Source organism: Paenibacillus sp. FSL L8-0494 (assembly GCF_038003695.1).
GTDB classification, from domain to species: Bacteria; Bacillota; Bacilli; order Paenibacillales; family Paenibacillaceae; genus Paenibacillus_AQ; species Paenibacillus_AQ odorifer.
The window spans coordinates 1709769-1725546 of sequence record NZ_JBBOPQ010000001.1; the positions used below are offsets into that span (position 1 = coordinate 1709769).

Genomic DNA, 15778 nt, shown 5'->3' on the forward strand with positions numbered 1-15778 from the left:
CTTCGGAATAGTTAAAGCCAGGAACACTTTACTATGTAGGGTTATTATATATAACGAGTTATCTTGATTACATAAGGCAACTAAGTTAAATTAGCCTTATAACGGTTAATTACAAGCTAGTTAATATAGAACACCTTAAATTTAAAGGAGGCGATTTTGATGGACCATGTTGATAAGCAAATTCTTTTCCATCTTCAAAATCAAGCAAGAATTTCTATGACAGAGCTGGGGAAATGTGTCGGTTTATCGCAACCTGCGGTTACGGAGAGAGTTAGGCGTATGGAGGAAAAAGGCATCATCAGCGAATATCGCACCATAATTTCTCCTGAAAAGATTGGGAAACATGCTGCTGCCTACATGTTATTTCATTCTAGGGATTGTAATGCATTCCTTGATTTCTGCCGCTCAAGTCCTGATGTCGTCGAATGTTACCGTATAAGTGGGGAACACAACTACTTATTGAAAGTAGTAACCGACTCTACACGAGCCCTCGAGGAGTTCGGAAATCAATGTGATAAATACGGTACCTACACGATTCTAATCGTGATGTCATCGCCAATCGATCATAAATTTCTTATACCATCGCTTGAAGAAGCAAGCCTAAACTTACTGAGTTAGATTTTAAACATAATCCGTTAGCCTGTCGCAACAAAAAAAGACTCTTCTATATAAATAGAGGAGTCTTTTTGGTGTGGATATTGTAATAAAAATGATTGCAGCTGCTCCTTTTTCGTAGATACATCATGGACTCTCTATTTTATAAGTCTGGCGGTATTTTAATGGAGAAAGCCCGGTGATTTCCTTAAATACCCGACCAAAGTGAGTCATATTATCAAATCCAACATTTTCAGCTATCTTGGCTACTTTAAAGGCAGTATTAATTAACAAGGCACGAGCTTCCTTTATCCGCACATTATTCAAATATTCTGTAAAGGTGAAGCCTGTACTATCACGAAAAGTTTTGCAGAAGTAGGAAGGACTGATATAGAATCTGTTGGCAATATCGCGTATGGAATGACGTTGGTCGTAATAACGATTGAGATAGTCAACAATTTCAAATATTTTTTTGTTCACTACACTGATTTCTTCAGTGATTGCAGGAGGCATCGCTTCCTGGTGGCGATAAATATAAATAAGCAGCTCAAACATTAGTGTTTTTAGATAGAATTCATAGCCGGGAGGTTGCTTCGTAAATTCAGAGACCATTTTATTGAATAATTTCTCGATAAAGTTTTGTTCAGAACCATTAAATCGCAGCAGATGACAATCTCGTGTAAAAGTGGACAGCAAATCAAGCGTCTTATTGTTCGGAAACAGATCTTCGAGGAACTCGCGTTTAAATACAAGTGTTATTCGTTCAAAGGTCTCCCCACTCGAATTGACAAGCTTATGAATTTTATTGATGTCAATCAGCAATAGAGAACCCCCGACAACCTGATAAGCCTTATCCTCTATGAAATAGCAAATATCCCCCGAAACCATGTAAAAAACCTCATAACCGTTATGGTAATGTCGTGTAGGCATGCTGGATTGACTTTTTTTCTCTCGACTGATGTCGAATTTTTGTACTTCATAAAAATTGGTTTCCATTTGCTATCCCTCCCAATTCAGTTGTATGTCAACTATATTAACAAGAATATATGCAGAAAAACAATATATTTAGTGAATATATGTGCTGAAAATCATATTTTTAGACGCTATGATGAAGTTGTTCCGAATGGTTTAGCAAAGGGGGTGTGAAGAGAAAATTAGAATGTTATCTAAATTATCGAATTGTGTAATCTATATGTAAACTTATGCTGAAATTAGAGATACTTTGAACGATTTTAAACGAAAAATGAAAAAAGGTGGGACATAAAAATGAAATCTCAATTCTTAAAAAAGAACCTTCTTTCTACATTTCTACCCGTTGCAGTTCTCGGAATGTCATTGTCGGCATGTGCCGGATCTGGTGATAAGGAATCTACTATCGACCCTTCAGGTGTGCAGAGTAATAAGGGAGAGACAGTAGAGATTAATTGGGTGATGGCTGCAGATCCGGATAAAAAAGCTTGGCAAGACGAGACGATCGCTTCGTTCGAAGCCACTCATCCTAATATTAAAGTTCATCTTGAGAATATTCCGTATGATCAGTTCGATCAGAAATTGACCACTATGATCTCAAGCGGCAACGCTCCTGATGTGTGGAATCCGAACCAGGCGGACAGCGGCTTTGCTACTTATATGAAGATGGGTGCCCTGAAGGACTTAACGCCTTACATTGAAAAAGGGGCTCCAGAGCTGGATACGATGGATAAGGATTTGCTGGATGTATATAAAATTGATGATAAATTTTTCGGAATTCCGCTTGTCAGCAATGCGACGTATCTGTTTTACAATAAGGATTTATTCGATCAGCAGGGTATTCCTTATCCAACAACGGACTGGGATGACACTTCATGGAACTACGATAAAATGTTAGAAATTGCTCAAAAGCTTTCTCATGATGTAGGTAATGTGCGCAAGCAGGTATTCGGATTTGCAAGCGGCCTTAGTCCGAATGCTATGGCTTGGTCATTTGGCGGTGATTTTTTTAAGCCAGAAGCGTATACCTCAGGGGTTATGGGGGAGCCGGATCTACTTAACGAAAAAAATATTGAAGCGTTACAATTTAACCTCGATTTAATTAACAAGTATAAGGTTGCACCGGACCAACAGACTGTGTCTGCCGCGGCTCAGCTTGGAGATGTGTTCATGACGGGGAAAGTTGCCATGTACATTAATGGAGGTTGGGGATTGGGTTCTTATGAAAAAGCGGACTTTCGCTGGGGTGTCGCAGCTGTTCCCTACCATGATGGCCGCAAAGTGACACTTTTTGTGGACCCATGGAGCATCTCAAACTCAAGTAAACATCCGGATGAAGCCTGGGAATTTGTCAGATATCTGGCCGATCCCAAAACCGATGGAGGCGCCTATCGCTATATGAATGATGTCGGTAGAACGCCAGCGGACAGCAGCTTGTTTGAACTGTGGTACGAAAAAATATCCTCGCAGATTGGGATGGATAAAGCGGAATTCAAACAAGTCCATGAGGGTGCTATTAAGTATGGACGTGAAGCTGAAAATCATCTGATCGTAAAGTTCAATACGATTCTAGAAACCATGAACCAGACCATGTCTTCTGTATGGAATGGAAGTAAAGATTTGAAAGATGGACTGAAGGAAGTGGATCAGAACCTCCGTTCACTCAAACTGGATTAACTAGAACTGGAAGGATAAGCGGCCGCTAATCGCAGACTAGCCGGCCGCGTAAGGAGGATGATTCATGAAGCGAATGGCAACTGAGAGTAAGCGGGAGGAACGCGCCTTCTGGATGTTTATTATGCCGTGGTTTATCGGTTTCATATTGTTTACTGGCGGACCGATCATCGTGTCGCTGATGTTAAGTTTCTCCGAATACAATGTAATTTCGTCTCCTGAATTTATAGGGTTTGATAATTTCAGGCTGTTATTTCAGGATAGGCTGTTCTACAAATCGTTATCTGTCACCATCTATTATTCCTTATTGTCCGTACCCTTTACCATTGTATCTTCGTTGGTGATTGCCCTGCTGCTGAATCAGAAGGTTCGAGGACAGTCATTACTTCGTACGCTGTATTATGCGCCAAGTGTTATTTCCGGGGTGGCTGTGTCTTTCCTGTGGTCTTGGCTGCTTAACCCGACCTTCGGGGTAGTCAATTCCTTACTCTATGACTGGTTTGGTGTGGAAGGTCCAGGCTGGTTCACGAGCCCGGGGACGGTCGTCCCATCTATGGTTCTGATGCAGTTAACGGCGTCAGGTTCAACCATGGTGATATTCCTAGCTTCCTTGCAATCTCTTCCGAGTGATCTATATGAAGCGGCGTCAATTGAAGGAGCAGGTGTGTGGAAAAAGTTCTACAAAATTACACTTCCGCTCATTTCGCCGGTGGTTTTGTTCAATACGATTATTGCAATGATCGCTTCCCTGCAAGTATTTACTGAATCCTACGTCATTACGAAAGGCGGACCGGACTGGAGTTCATATTTCTATGTATACTACTTGTTTGATACAGCCTTTAAACAATTTCGGATGGGTTATGCCTCTGCTCAGGCCTGGATTCTATTTATCATCCTTTTTACACTGACTCTTGTATTCATGTGGAGTTCGAAGCGGTTTGTCCACTATGAATATGACTCTAAAAGATAGGAGGGATTCACATCATGAGACAGCGAAGTTTTTTACACGGCAAGCTGAAGCCCATTCAGAAGATACTGTTATATCTAATCCTTTATGGCGGCGTTATTCTTTTCGCATTCCCGTTATTCTGGATGTTGGTCACCTCGCTAAAAACCATGGGCGACATTCATAAAGTCCCGATGATATGGCTGCCATCCTCTATTCAATGGAGTAATTATAAGCAAATTTTCATAGATGCTCCAATGGGGCGATATTTATTGAATTCGGTAGGCTACACATGTATCTCAGTATTTGGGACTGTGCTTGCCTCCTCTATGGCTGCGTTTGCGTTCGCTCGTCTTCGTGCCCGTGGAAATATGCTTCTGTTTGTGCTTGTACTCAGCACAATGATGATCCCGTCACAAGTGACTTTGATTCCTCAATATTTGTTATTTAATCAAATTCATTGGACAAATTCTTATTTGCCGCTTATCGTTCCGGCATTTACAGGCAGTGCATTTGTTATCTTTTTGCTACGCCAATTCTATCTTGGGATCTCTAGGGAAATGGATGAGGCAGTTAAGATAGATGGTGGAGGACATCTGGTCATGTATTGGAGAATTCTCCTGCCCTTGTCGGCACCGGCGCTCGCTACATCGGCTGTTCTAGAAATCATGTCCCGTTGGAATGATTTATTTGGTCCACTTATTTATTTAAGTGAAAGCAGTCAATATCCTCTTTCACTAGGATTAGCAAATTTCACAGCCGCATATGGACAAACACCATGGAATCTGTTGATGGCAGCATCTGTGGTAACCGTCTTTCCGTTGCTGTTATTGTTCTTTTTTGCTCAAAAAGTATTTATTCAAGGAATTGTTATTTCTGGATCGAAAGGTTAACGCGAATCATAAAAAAGTTTATTACCTGGAGGGAACTTATGAAGTTTGATTATCATACACATCATAATCGTTGCGGGCACGCAACAGGAACAGTAAGAGATTATGTAATTGCAGCCATTGAAAAGGGATTACAGGTTATTGGAATCTCAGATCATACTCCTGCATTTGCGCTGGAGGAAGACCTGCCCTGGCCCGGAGGAGCTATGGCGAAGAGTGAATTTCCTGCATACGTGGATGAGGTTCTAGCTTTAAAAAAAGAATTTGCGGGACAGATTGATGTAATGCTGGGGATTGAAGCGGACTTTTTGCCTGATTCCCTGGATATATATCGTAGTGTCATCGCCAGTTATCCCTTTGATTATGTGATTGGTTCGATTCATAATTTCGGCGGAATCAGCATTTACGATGGAGAATACTGGGACGGATTGGATCAGGCGGGGAAACTTGCGACCAAAAATCTGTATTATGACTATGTCTCTCAATCGGCTAAAAGTGGCTTATACGACATACTAGGCCATGTGGATGCTTTAAAACGGTATTTTCCCGGTTATTCCGGCTTGTGGACAGAAGCGCTGGATTTCACCCTGCAAACCGTTGCAGCAAGTGACGTAGTTCTCGAAATTAATACTTCTGACGATAACTGTGTCCCAGATACGGCTTTTCTAGAAAGAGCTCTGTTTCATGGTGTGAAGGTCACGATTGGATCAGATGCACATGAACCCGAACGGGTGGGAGATCAGTTCGAAGAAGTCCGGAAAAACCTGCAGGCCATTGGCTATCGGGAATGGGCTACATTCCATAAACGGGTTAGAACAATGGTTAGTCTAGACCAAATATAAAATGAATTAAGTAGCCAAGCTAATGCCGGCATCACCTAGTTTCCAACGGCAGGTCATTATCAGCTGCTCATCCTCCAGTTCGGCTGTCAGCGTGCCACCCATTTTATTCATCAGACTTTTGGCGATGGAGAGACCCAGCCCGGAGGCTTGAGAAGATCGGGTACGGTCTGCGGTATAGAATCGGTCAAATAAGAGGTTAACGTCGCTTCCGGCTAGTTCCTTCGCATCGTTTACTATCGTTAAATCAGCTGTTTCCTGCCTTCGTTCGAAACGGATTTCCACATACCCGGTCGCGTGTTTGACCGTATTGACAAGTAAATTCTCGACAACTCTCCGCACAGCGGATTCATCGGCGTATACGGATACATTTTCCTCAGGTAGCCGTATATCTGGTGTAATATTGCGTTCGTTGAAGGAATCGTAAAATCCGACCAGAATTTCCGAGAGCAGGGCCGTCATCCCAAGCTTTTCGGTATGTAGAGGATAATCTAGCGATTCGATCAAGGAAAGCTCAAAAAAATCATTCAGCAGCGCCTGCAGCCGTTTCGTCCGATTTTTAACGATGGCAACATATTCAAGCTTTTCATCAGGGGTAATAGACTCATCCTCCAACAGTTGAATATAACCGAAGATGGAGGTGAGGGGTGTACGGATATCATGTGAAATATTCGCAACAGCCTGACGGAATTCTTGTTCGACACGTTTTCGCTGGGCATCCGCTTCGACGATTAAATCAGATTGACGATTGATTTGTCCCGCAAGCGCCTCAAGCTTCTGGTCGAATAGAGCCACATCAATTTTTTTACCGGTTGCTCGCTCATTGTAGGTATGCAATTGCCCTGTTATCCGCCCTAGCTCTCGCCTTAGCATCAACAAACGGAAAAGCAGGAGAGCTCCTGCCGCAAACAATATGATTGTCAGAATAAACAACACTCTCCTGCACCTCCTATTTGTTATTTGATTTCTTTTCGGTGGAATACGAGAATACCGAGTACCCCGGAAACGGCTATTGTCAACAACGGTACAAGTAAAAGCGCTGGCCAATCTCCACTGTCGATACTGGGCTTACCGATATCGCTCACCAGTTTGAAGATGGAATAATCATACAAATTACTGAAGAAAGAGATCTTTGAACCTATACTAGCCAAAACCGTATCAATCATAAGGAAGAAAATCATTGAGAAGCCGATAGTTTTGCCGCTGTCGGTTAGGATTACGGTGAACAGCGCCCCGATGGCTGCGTAACCAGCTGTGTACAACAGGGTTAGCCCGAGGGCTCGCGGTATAAAAAGTGTAGTGCTTCCTTCTGGCAGATGACCGAAGCCCGAAAGCAGCGTGACTTCGACTGTGCTGACAATAGGAAAGACGAGCGAAATCGCCATGGCCCCAACTGCGAATACGATTAGTTTTGCCGCGAACAGCCGGCCTCTGGTGTTGCCCGAAGATGCGATCGTCTTCATGACCCCTGTGGAATATTCGTTAGAGATAAAGAATCCAGCCAGAATGGCTACGCCGAATTTAATAATGTAGGCATTGCTTGAAATAAAGGTAGTCAGAAATTCAGCACCGGTGATCTGAGGTTCCCCATTGGACCGATGATCAAAATAATATAGCAATGGGTAAGCAAGTGAGAGGACGGAAAGTGCCAATAGAAAAGTCCAAAATGATCTATTCTTACGGAGCTTGAAAAACTCAACTCTGATCAGATTATACATTTGGATTCCCCCCAATTCGCTTCGTAAAATAACTTTCCAAGTCTTCACCCATAGGCATAAACTTCTCGATCTCGAGGCCGGCAGAGAATAACGCTGTTGATACTTTGCCTGGCTGCTCAATGCGGCTATACAACTTGATGGTTCCATCCTGCATCACTTCGAAATCGGCCGTACCCAGCTCGTTCTGAATGACGGCTGTTGCCTTGCCCGGATCATCCACTTTGATAAACAAATACTGCTGACATTTCTCGTTTAATTCCTCCGCAGTGAGTTGTTCAAGCAACTGACCTCGATGAATAATGCCATAATGACTTGCCATTAAATGCAGCTCACTTAGAATATGACTTGAGATCATTATCGTAATGCCAAGCTCACGGTTTAGTCGCTTGAGCAGTTCGCGCATTTCGACGACACCCATCGGATCCAACCCATTGGTCGGCTCGTCCAGAATCAGAAATTCTGGATCTCCCAGCAAGGCGATGGCAAGACCTAACCGCTGCTTCATTCCAAGTGAGAAATTTTTGGCTTTCTTCTTGCCGGCGCCCTGCAGTCCAACTTGTTCTAGCATTCTAGGAACGCAATCTTTGCCGGGAATACCGCGTAGAATCCGGTTTGCTTCTAAATTTTCGCTTGCAGTCATATGGGGGAACAAAGCGGGGCTCTCGATAATCGAGCCGATTCGCTTACGAGCCTGGATCAAGGCCTGCTCTTCACTGGCTCCGAACAGCTCGATCGTCCCCTGAGTCGGAAAAGCAAGTCCGGTCACAATCCGGATTAATGTTGATTTTCCAGCTCCGTTTTGCCCAATAAAACCATAAATAGAGCCTTTGCGGATTGACAAATTGACTTTGTCCAGCGCCGTATGGCCCTTGAACTTTTTGGATAGTTGATTTGTTTTTAATACATACTCGTACATCTCGTCTTGGCCTCCTTTTCGTGATAGACCAAGTATAGAATTGAAAACATAAGAAGAGCTAAAGCCAAATCTTAAGAATGTCTTAAGGCTTGAGCCGATAACCTATGCCCCATACCGTCTCGATAAATTCGCTTCCTGGTGCGGCCTTGGTTAGCTTGCTGCGCAAATTGCTCATGTGGACATTGACCGTATTGTCGTCCCCGAAATATGGCTCGTGCCAGACTCTTTCATACAAATTCGCTTTCGTAAACACCTTTTTTGGGGCCGACAAAAGTAACGAGAGAATCTCAAACTCTAGAGCTGTGAGCGTCAGTTCCGCACCATTTGCCGTAACCGACATCGCATCTCGATGAAGTACAAGGCCCTGATGCTGGAGCACGTTAGGCAAAGCCGATTGCGCAATCCGCGAATACAAACGTAGATGAGAATCGATCCGTGCAGAGACTTCTTCAACATCGAAGGGTTTTGTAATGAAATCATCCGCCCCCGCCCGTAGGGCAGACACCTTGGTCTGGGGCTCACCCTTGGCGGAAATGATAATTACCGACATATCGTCCCGCCCGGCAATCCTCTCAAGTAGTTCCTCTCCCGACATGCCAGGCAGCATCAGATCCAGTAGCAGCATGCTCCATTGACGTTGCTCCAGATAGAGAAGTGCCTCCGTTCCCGAGTAAGCGGGTTGGGGAATGTAGCCGCTTTTCTTAATAATGTTGCACAGCAATCGGTTGATGTCGCTGTCGTCCTCAGCAACAAGAATATGTATCGGGTTATTCATTTAATCTCCTTTTTCCACCTAAAATAGGTCGTTATTCGGATGAATGCCTATTAAATAGGATAGCAGGTTTTAGATTCTGTATCCAGATCCAGCCAATTTCTGCATTTTGGTTATTCAAATCTATATCACCGATTCTCGTGAGTTCATTTTTATATAAAAAAGAGACTCTTCTATTTAAATAGAGGAGTCTCTTTGCTATGTTAAGGTATTTAGATAAATAGATTATGACCCGACTGATCGGCTTGGCCGAGGTAATAACCAACGCCGCCGATTCCGACACCGTCAATCAGTTCTTCACGAGTGATGCCCATAAGATCCATGGACATTTGGCAGGCGACGATTTCCACACCTTGGTCGATAGCCATCTGAATCAATTCTTCCAAGGAAGAGATATTTTTGCTCTTCATTAGAGAGCGGATCATCTTCGAACCCATGCCCATCATGTTCATATTTGAAAGCGTCAGCTTCCGGCTGCCGCGTGGCATCATGGCACCGAACATTTTACCGATGAAGTTCTTGTTCACATGCACCTTCTCATCCTTGCGGATAATATTGAGGCCCCAGAAGGTAAAGAACATCGTGACTTTTTTGCCGCTGGATGCTGCTCCGTTGGCAATGATGAAGGAAGCGATCGCTTTATCCAAATCCCCGCTAAAAACAACCATTGTGCTTGCGTTGCTAGTTTGAATTACTTGTTCGCCTGCTCCGGTTGGTGCTGATGCTGAAGCCTCGATAACTCCTTTGCGCAGATAAGCTTCGATCATACCAGTAGGCAGCTTTGTTAGCTGCAAAAGCGTATGGTTGGACATACGAGCCCAAGCCTTGATATCCTCATAAAATCCGGGATCGGAAGCAGTTACCTTCAGGACTTGGCCGTCCAAGAGCGGGTCCATGCTCATTTTAACTTGGATCAGCGGCCCTGGGCAGCACAGTCCGCAGGCATCAAGCACGGAATCAGGTGCTAGTTCCGTTTCTATTTTGGATGAAGGGGCACCTATTGTGCTGGAGTTAGCAGTGAAAGCTGTAGCATTGACGGTTGGTGTAACTGTGCCAGTCCCAGTCCCAGTCTCCGTCATTGCTCCCGTTGCTGCGATTTCTTTACTGGCTACGGCTGTATCAACGTTTGGCGTCAAGTTATCTTTTTTTTTAGGCGCAAATTGGCTCATCTGATAGGTTTTATACCCCCCAGTCAGATTTTTCACACGGTAACCTTTTTGCTGCAAAATCCGGGAAGCGGTGTAGCCTCTGAGTCCAACTTGGCAATACACCCAAATTTCTTTACTAGGGTCAAGCTCGTTTAGCCGACCACGCAGATCATCCACAGGGATATTAATGGACCCTTCAATATGACCGTTGGCATGTTCGATTTCCGAACGTACGTCAACTAAAATGGTGTTGTTTTTGTCACGACCCTCTAAATCCTTAGGGATGAATACCGTAGTCAAACCTTGCAAAATATTTTCAGCGGCAAAGCCGGCCATGTTCACCGGATCTTTTGCGGAAGAATAAGGAGGGGCATAAGATAGCTCCAACTCCGTCAAATCAGTGACCGTACCTCTAAAACGAATAACTGTAGCGATATCGTCGATACGTTTATCTACACCGCTGTAACCCACAGCTTGTGCTCCTAGCACCGTACCTTTTGGATCAAAAATCAGCTTCATAGATATCGGAGTTGCCCCCGGATAATAGGTTGCGTGTGAGCTAGGATGTATATAAATCACGTGATACGGCAGACCCAAACGTTGTAGTGTTTTTTCGTTATTTCCAGTAGAAGCACCTGTGACTCCAAAAACCTTAATAATAGAAGTCCCTTGTGATCCTTTGTAAGTTGTGCCGAGACCACTGACGTTGTCCGCAGCAATACGCCCTTGCTTATTGGCAGGACCAGCTAGTGGAATGGCAGTTTTTGTTCCGTTTACGAAATCAACCACCTCAACCGCGTCACCTACAGCGTACACTTGATCCAGATTTGTCTCCATCCGCTCATTGACTACAATATGGCCACGGGGACCGAATTCTAAGCCACTGTCCTTCAGGAAAGAGGTATCCGGAGAAACGCCGATAGCCAGCAGAACCATATCACTTTGCAGTACAGTGCCACTTGCTAATTGCACCTGTATTTGTTCTCCCACCTCAGCAAACCCTTGGACCATATCGGAAAAAATAAGATTAACGCCATGCTCGTCAAGTTCTTTTGCCAAAATAGAAGACATTTCAGTATCGAACGGAGCTAATATTTGTGGTCCTGCTTCAATTAAGGAAACTTCCAGACCAGCTTCTCTAAGGTTCTCAGCCATTTCCACACCGATAAATCCACCACCGATCACCACGGCCGAACGTGTGCCTTCTGCAGCGACTTTAGCTTTGACTTTGTCAGTGTCGGGAATGTTACGCAACATGTGTATTTTGGAACTCTCGATACCAGGCAAATTCGGACGAATCGGTTTAGCACCTGGCGATAAAATAAGCGCATCATAACTCTCTTCATAGGAGCCTTTTTCTATACTTTCTACTCGCACTTTTTTGTTCACGGGGTCGATAGACACTACTTCACTTTGAATCCGAACATCGATGTTAAAACGTTTATGCATCGCCTCCGGTGTCTGCACTAGCAGCTTGGAGCGGTCCTGAATGGAACCCCCGATATAATAAGGAAGTCCGCAATTGGCAAAAGAAATGTACGGATCACGCTCAAACATTACAATATGCACATCTTCATCTAATCTCCGAAGTCGGGCTGCTGCTGATGCGCCTCCTGCAACTCCACCAACAATCAATACTTTTTTACTCATGATGACTTATTCCTCCCCTAAAAATAACTGAATCAGATGTTTGATTTTTTCGTCTTTAACAGAATAGTTAATTTCCAGCCCATTACGTTCGGTTTCAACGATGCCTAGTGATCTAAGCTTCTGTAAATGCTGGGAAACCGTAGATTGGGGAAGGTCGAGACAGTCCTGCATGAAGCTCACGTTGCAGCTGCCCTTTTCCAGAAGTCCTTTGATGATGCACAAGCGCACGGGATGAGCTATAGCCTTTAAGGTTTCGGCGGTTTGGTTATAAGCTTTAAAATTTTTGTCCATGGTAACGAACACCTCGCTTTACAATATCCTTATATCGTAATATTATGATATAGTGATATGGAAATCAAGTTATTTTTATAAAGGTGAAGGAGAGATGCTCGATGTCTTTTAAAATTTCAAAGGAAATTACCCCACAGCAAGTTGCGGAACGCTTGAAGAATGGCGAGACTCCTACCATGTTGGATATACGCGAACCAGCCGAATGGGTGGAGGGACATGTAATGGGTGCTAAGCATATTCCGCTTGGACAGCTATTGATGCGCATAGATGAACTTGATCCTCATGGAGAGATAATTGTGATGTGCTTAAGTGGTGGCCGTAGTGGACTGGCTTGTGAGCTGCTGAGTGAAAAGGGGTATAACGTTGTGAACATGACGGGTGGATTAGGCGCTTGGACGGATGATTTTTTGGTACGGGAGTAATGGCATGAGCATGATGGTACGGATCCTACTGAGTATCTTAATTGTCTTTAGTATTTTGAGGTTTTTACGTTATGCATGGCCTGTTCGTTCACTTTCTTATATAGAAGTCCGTGAGGTTCGCGAATTAGCAGATCAATCACTGGCTATGAAAATGCTCGATGTCAGGGATGCCGTTGATTACCAGAAGGACAGTATCCGTGGTTCGATAAATATATCGCTTGGGCGGTTACCTTATGTCTGGCAGCACTGTCTATCTCCAGGCGATTCGGTCTTAATTCTTGCAGGAAGCTACTACAATAGAAATAAAGCTGCGCGAATTCTTTATAAGCAGGGATTTCGTAAGTTATATGCGGTAAACGGTGATTTGTTAGGGAACAAAAGAACGCTCTCCGACATTTCTGTGAAAGGTTGTTGTGAAGGATAATGGATTTATGATCATTGATTTCCCGTCTCGGATTGAAGCTAGGGTGTCGAAGTCAGGGTGTCGATGGAATGATCTCTTATGATGCCTATGGGCGAGGCGCTCGGCATGCACATTTGCTAGGTGAGGGAGAGCAGTGAAGAGGAGCAATATGTCACTCTAGTTGAGCCGCTATATTAATGGTGCTAAGTTGTGATGTTGTGGCTAGGTCGCTATATTAATGATGCTAAGTCGCGATGTTGTGGTAGGTCGCTACATTAATGTTGCTAAGCCGCGATGTTGTGGCTAGATCGCTAAATCAATGTAGCCAAGTCGATGTTGTAGCTAGGGCGCTATATTAATGTTGCTAAGCCGCGATGTTGTGGCTAGGTCGCTATATTAATGTTGCTAAGTCGCGATGTTGTGGCTAGGCTGCTATATTAATGTTGCTAAGCCGCGATGTTGTGGCTAGATCGCTAAATCAATGTAGCCAAGTCGATGTTGTAGCTAGGGCGCTAAGTGATGTAACTAAGACGCAATCCAACCAGCTTCACTCGAACTCAGTTTTAATTGCATTTTGTGCAGCTAAACTTCAGTAGTTTTAGGAAAAGTAACAATTAACTGCACTTTGTACATCTAAATTTGATCATTTACGCTTAACTACCTAATATCTCCTTTTTTAGTTGTAGAAAGTACAACTAAATGGACTTTTAGGGGGATAAGGGTTAAATAGTTGCATGAAATACAATTAAATAGAAAAATCACAGGTCGATAGCCAGTGAATAGTGGAGAATGGGAGACGATTTTAGACAATTTCAAAAAGGTAGGTCGAATAATATTATTCTAGGGGAACTTAGTCAAACCGAGATTACTTTAACTGAACCTACTATACAAAACATACTATATTGAGCTAAGTCTAGTCGTCTAACTCAAAAGTAGTTTACTTAACCGAGATTGTTCTTGCTGAGCTAATACTAACTGAACTGTAGTGATCTAACTGTAGCTAAATTTAGCTGAACTCACTGTAGTGATCCAATTCTAGCTGAACTCACTGTAGTGATCTAACTGTAGCTGAAATTACTTTAATGCAACATACTCTAACCAATGTGATTTTTTAATAGGCAAGTATATTTAGCTCGATGCTAACGTTGAATGTAGAGTGTCATTGACAGCATAAGAAGGCGAATACTATACTTTTGAGTAATAGGACGAAGCACGTCCCGCATCCATAATTGGGTGCGGGATTTTTTTATGCCAAGGAGGAGGGGAACGTTATGGGATTTACGGAAGAACATCGTAAGTGGGTGGAAGATCATATTAGTCGAAGAACGGGAGAAAGACGGGGGAGATTGGAGCGGGGACATGGGCATGGTGAGCGAATGTTTGCGGAGAAGGTTTGGTGGCCGATGATGGGTCATTTTGATGATCTCCATCCTGAATATGAAGTGTTGGATTGGCGGGGATGGCCTTATTTTGTTGATTTTGCGTGGAAGCCTGGGCAGGTTAAGTTTGCTTTTGAGGTAAAAGGTTACGGCCCACATGTGCAAAACACAGATCGGACGCGTTATCGGCAGGAATTGAATCGAGAGACTTATCTACAAATCGCGGGTTATCGGGTAGTGGCGATACCATATGATGATCTGGAAGTGAATCCTGAGAATACAATTTTTTTGTTGAGATCATTACTGATGCCGTACCTCGCTTTGAGGACAGAAGAGAAGGAGGCGTTTAGTCGACTGGAGCGTGATATTTTGCAAATTGCGGTGCGTTCGAACGGGGACATTCGGCCTGTTGATTTGGTGAGGGAGCTTGGCATTGATCTGCGTACAGTTAGGAAATGTATGAGGTCACTTTGTGAGAAAGGTAAGTTTAAGCCGATAGTTTCCCAGGTGAGTGGGAGGGTTTGTCGCTATGAATATGTACATTCACTTAACGATATTCAGCTGTGGTGAATGAACGGTATAAATCCCGTAGATTGGGGGCGTGGAGTGGGAATTGGGCAAATGAACGGTATAAATCCCGTAGATTGCGGAGATGGAGCGAGAAGTGGGCAAATGAACGGTATAAATCCCGTAGATTGCGGAGATGGAGCGAGAAGTGGGCAAATGTACGGTATAAATCCCGTAGATTGTGGGCGTGGAGTGGGAATCGAGCAAGTGTGCGGTATAAATCCCGTAGATTGGAGGCGTGGAGCGGGAATTGGGCAAATGAACGGTATAAATCCCGTAGATTGTGGGCGTACAGCGGGAATTGGGCAAATGAACGGTATAAATCCCGTAGATTGCGGAGATGGAGCGGGAATTGGGCAAATGAACGGTATAAATCCCGTAGATTGCGGAGATGGAGCGAGAAGTGAGCAAATGAACGGTATAAATCCCGTAGATTGGGGGCGTGGAGCGAGAAGTGAGCAAATGAACGGTATAAATCCCGTAGATTGTGGGCGTACAGCGAGAAGTGAGCAAATAAACGGTATAAATCCCGTAGATTGTGGGCGTACAGCGAGAAGTGAGCAAATAAACGGTATAAATCCCGTAGATTGTGGAGATGGA

Annotated in this window: 16 protein-coding genes; 8 read left to right on the top strand and 8 right to left on the bottom strand. The window is 43.8% G+C overall.

Features of this window, described 5'->3' with window-relative positions; translation table 11 throughout:
- Window positions 1–159: 159 nt before the first annotated feature.
- Entirely contained in the window at window positions 160–618 is a 459-nt protein-coding gene (locus NYE35_RS07605) for an Lrp/AsnC family transcriptional regulator (RefSeq protein WP_036675753.1), read from the top strand.
- Between the two features lie 123 nt (window positions 619–741).
- Here NYE35_RS07605 and NYE35_RS07610 read toward each other — a convergent pair whose 3' ends face one another.
- On the bottom strand, window positions 742–1590 hold the full coding sequence (locus NYE35_RS07610) for an AraC family transcriptional regulator (RefSeq protein WP_036675751.1): 849 nt from the start codon (window positions 1588–1590) through the stop codon (window positions 742–744).
- 270 nt (window positions 1591–1860) lie between these two features.
- On the opposite strand from NYE35_RS07610, the gene NYE35_RS07615 reads away from it, so the two are divergent.
- From NYE35_RS07615 to NYE35_RS07630, 4 genes are all read left to right on the top strand, one after another.
- Window positions 1861–3240: an ABC transporter substrate-binding protein gene (locus NYE35_RS07615; RefSeq protein ID WP_341120570.1), complete on the top strand. Its 1380-nt coding sequence runs from the start codon at window positions 1861–1863 to the stop codon at window positions 3238–3240.
- Between the two features lie 64 nt (window positions 3241–3304).
- A complete protein-coding gene (locus NYE35_RS07620) occupies window positions 3305–4207 on the top strand; it encodes a carbohydrate ABC transporter permease (RefSeq protein ID WP_036675748.1) in 903 nt (300 codons plus the stop codon).
- Window positions 4208–4221: 14 nt separating this feature from the next.
- Complete coding sequence (locus tag NYE35_RS07625; protein WP_036675746.1) at window positions 4222–5076, top strand: carbohydrate ABC transporter permease; 855 nt, start codon at window positions 4222–4224, stop codon at window positions 5074–5076.
- Between the two features lie 38 nt (window positions 5077–5114).
- On the top strand, window positions 5115–5915 hold the full coding sequence (locus NYE35_RS07630; protein ID WP_036675745.1) for a histidinol-phosphatase HisJ family protein: 801 nt from the start codon (window positions 5115–5117) through the stop codon (window positions 5913–5915).
- Window positions 5916–5921: 6 nt separating this feature from the next.
- Here the strand turns inward: NYE35_RS07630 and NYE35_RS07635 are convergent, their stop codons facing one another.
- From NYE35_RS07635 to NYE35_RS07660, 6 genes are all read right to left on the bottom strand, one after another.
- Window positions 5922–6848, bottom strand: coding sequence for a sensor histidine kinase (locus NYE35_RS07635; RefSeq protein ID WP_341120573.1), 927 nt, complete (start codon window positions 6846–6848; stop codon window positions 5922–5924).
- Window positions 6849–6868: 20 nt separating this feature from the next.
- Window positions 6869–7630 (bottom strand): ABC transporter permease, encoded by a 762-nt coding sequence (locus NYE35_RS07640; protein WP_038569425.1) that lies wholly within the window; start codon window positions 7628–7630, stop codon window positions 6869–6871.
- Window positions 7623–8546, bottom strand: a complete 924-nt coding sequence (locus NYE35_RS07645) for an ABC transporter ATP-binding protein (RefSeq protein ID WP_036675740.1) — start codon at window positions 8544–8546, stop codon at window positions 7623–7625. The genes NYE35_RS07640 and NYE35_RS07645 overlap by 8 nt, the downstream gene beginning before the upstream one ends.
- An 82-nt stretch (window positions 8547–8628) precedes the next feature.
- Window positions 8629–9321 carry a response regulator transcription factor gene (locus NYE35_RS07650; protein ID WP_038569427.1) on the bottom strand — a complete coding sequence of 231 codons (693 nt, stop codon included), beginning with the start codon at window positions 9319–9321 and terminating at the stop codon, window positions 8629–8631.
- Between the two features lie 209 nt (window positions 9322–9530).
- Entirely contained in the window at window positions 9531–12116 is a 2586-nt protein-coding gene (locus tag NYE35_RS07655) for an FAD-dependent oxidoreductase (RefSeq protein ID WP_341120575.1), read from the bottom strand.
- A 6-nt stretch (window positions 12117–12122) separates the two neighbouring features.
- Window positions 12123–12407 carry an ArsR/SmtB family transcription factor gene (locus NYE35_RS07660; RefSeq protein ID WP_036675735.1) on the bottom strand — a complete coding sequence of 95 codons (285 nt, stop codon included), beginning with the start codon at window positions 12405–12407 and terminating at the stop codon, window positions 12123–12125.
- Window positions 12408–12508: 101 nt separating this feature from the next.
- Between NYE35_RS07660 and NYE35_RS07665 the strand changes: the two genes are divergently transcribed.
- The 3 genes from NYE35_RS07665 to NYE35_RS07675 all read left to right on the top strand — a co-directional run bounded on the left by NYE35_RS07665 (window position 12509) and on the right by NYE35_RS07675 (window position 15181).
- Complete coding sequence (locus tag NYE35_RS07665; RefSeq protein WP_076141194.1) at window positions 12509–12829, top strand: rhodanese-like domain-containing protein; 321 nt, start codon at window positions 12509–12511, stop codon at window positions 12827–12829.
- Window positions 12830–12833: 4 nt separating this feature from the next.
- Window positions 12834–13253 carry a rhodanese-like domain-containing protein gene (locus tag NYE35_RS07670; protein WP_076098864.1) on the top strand — a complete coding sequence of 140 codons (420 nt, stop codon included), beginning with the start codon at window positions 12834–12836 and terminating at the stop codon, window positions 13251–13253.
- A gap of 1250 nt (window positions 13254–14503) precedes the next feature.
- A complete protein-coding gene (locus NYE35_RS07675) occupies window positions 14504–15181 on the top strand; it encodes a winged helix-turn-helix domain-containing protein (RefSeq protein ID WP_340960537.1) in 678 nt (225 codons plus the stop codon).
- Here NYE35_RS07675 and NYE35_RS31395 read toward each other — a convergent pair.
- Window positions 15169–15753: a DUF1720 domain-containing protein gene (locus NYE35_RS31395; protein WP_445321964.1), complete on the bottom strand. Its 585-nt coding sequence runs from the start codon at window positions 15751–15753 to the stop codon at window positions 15169–15171. The two genes, NYE35_RS07675 and NYE35_RS31395, sit on opposite strands and share 13 nt — an antisense overlap.
- Between the last annotated feature and the right edge of the window lie 25 nt (window positions 15754–15778).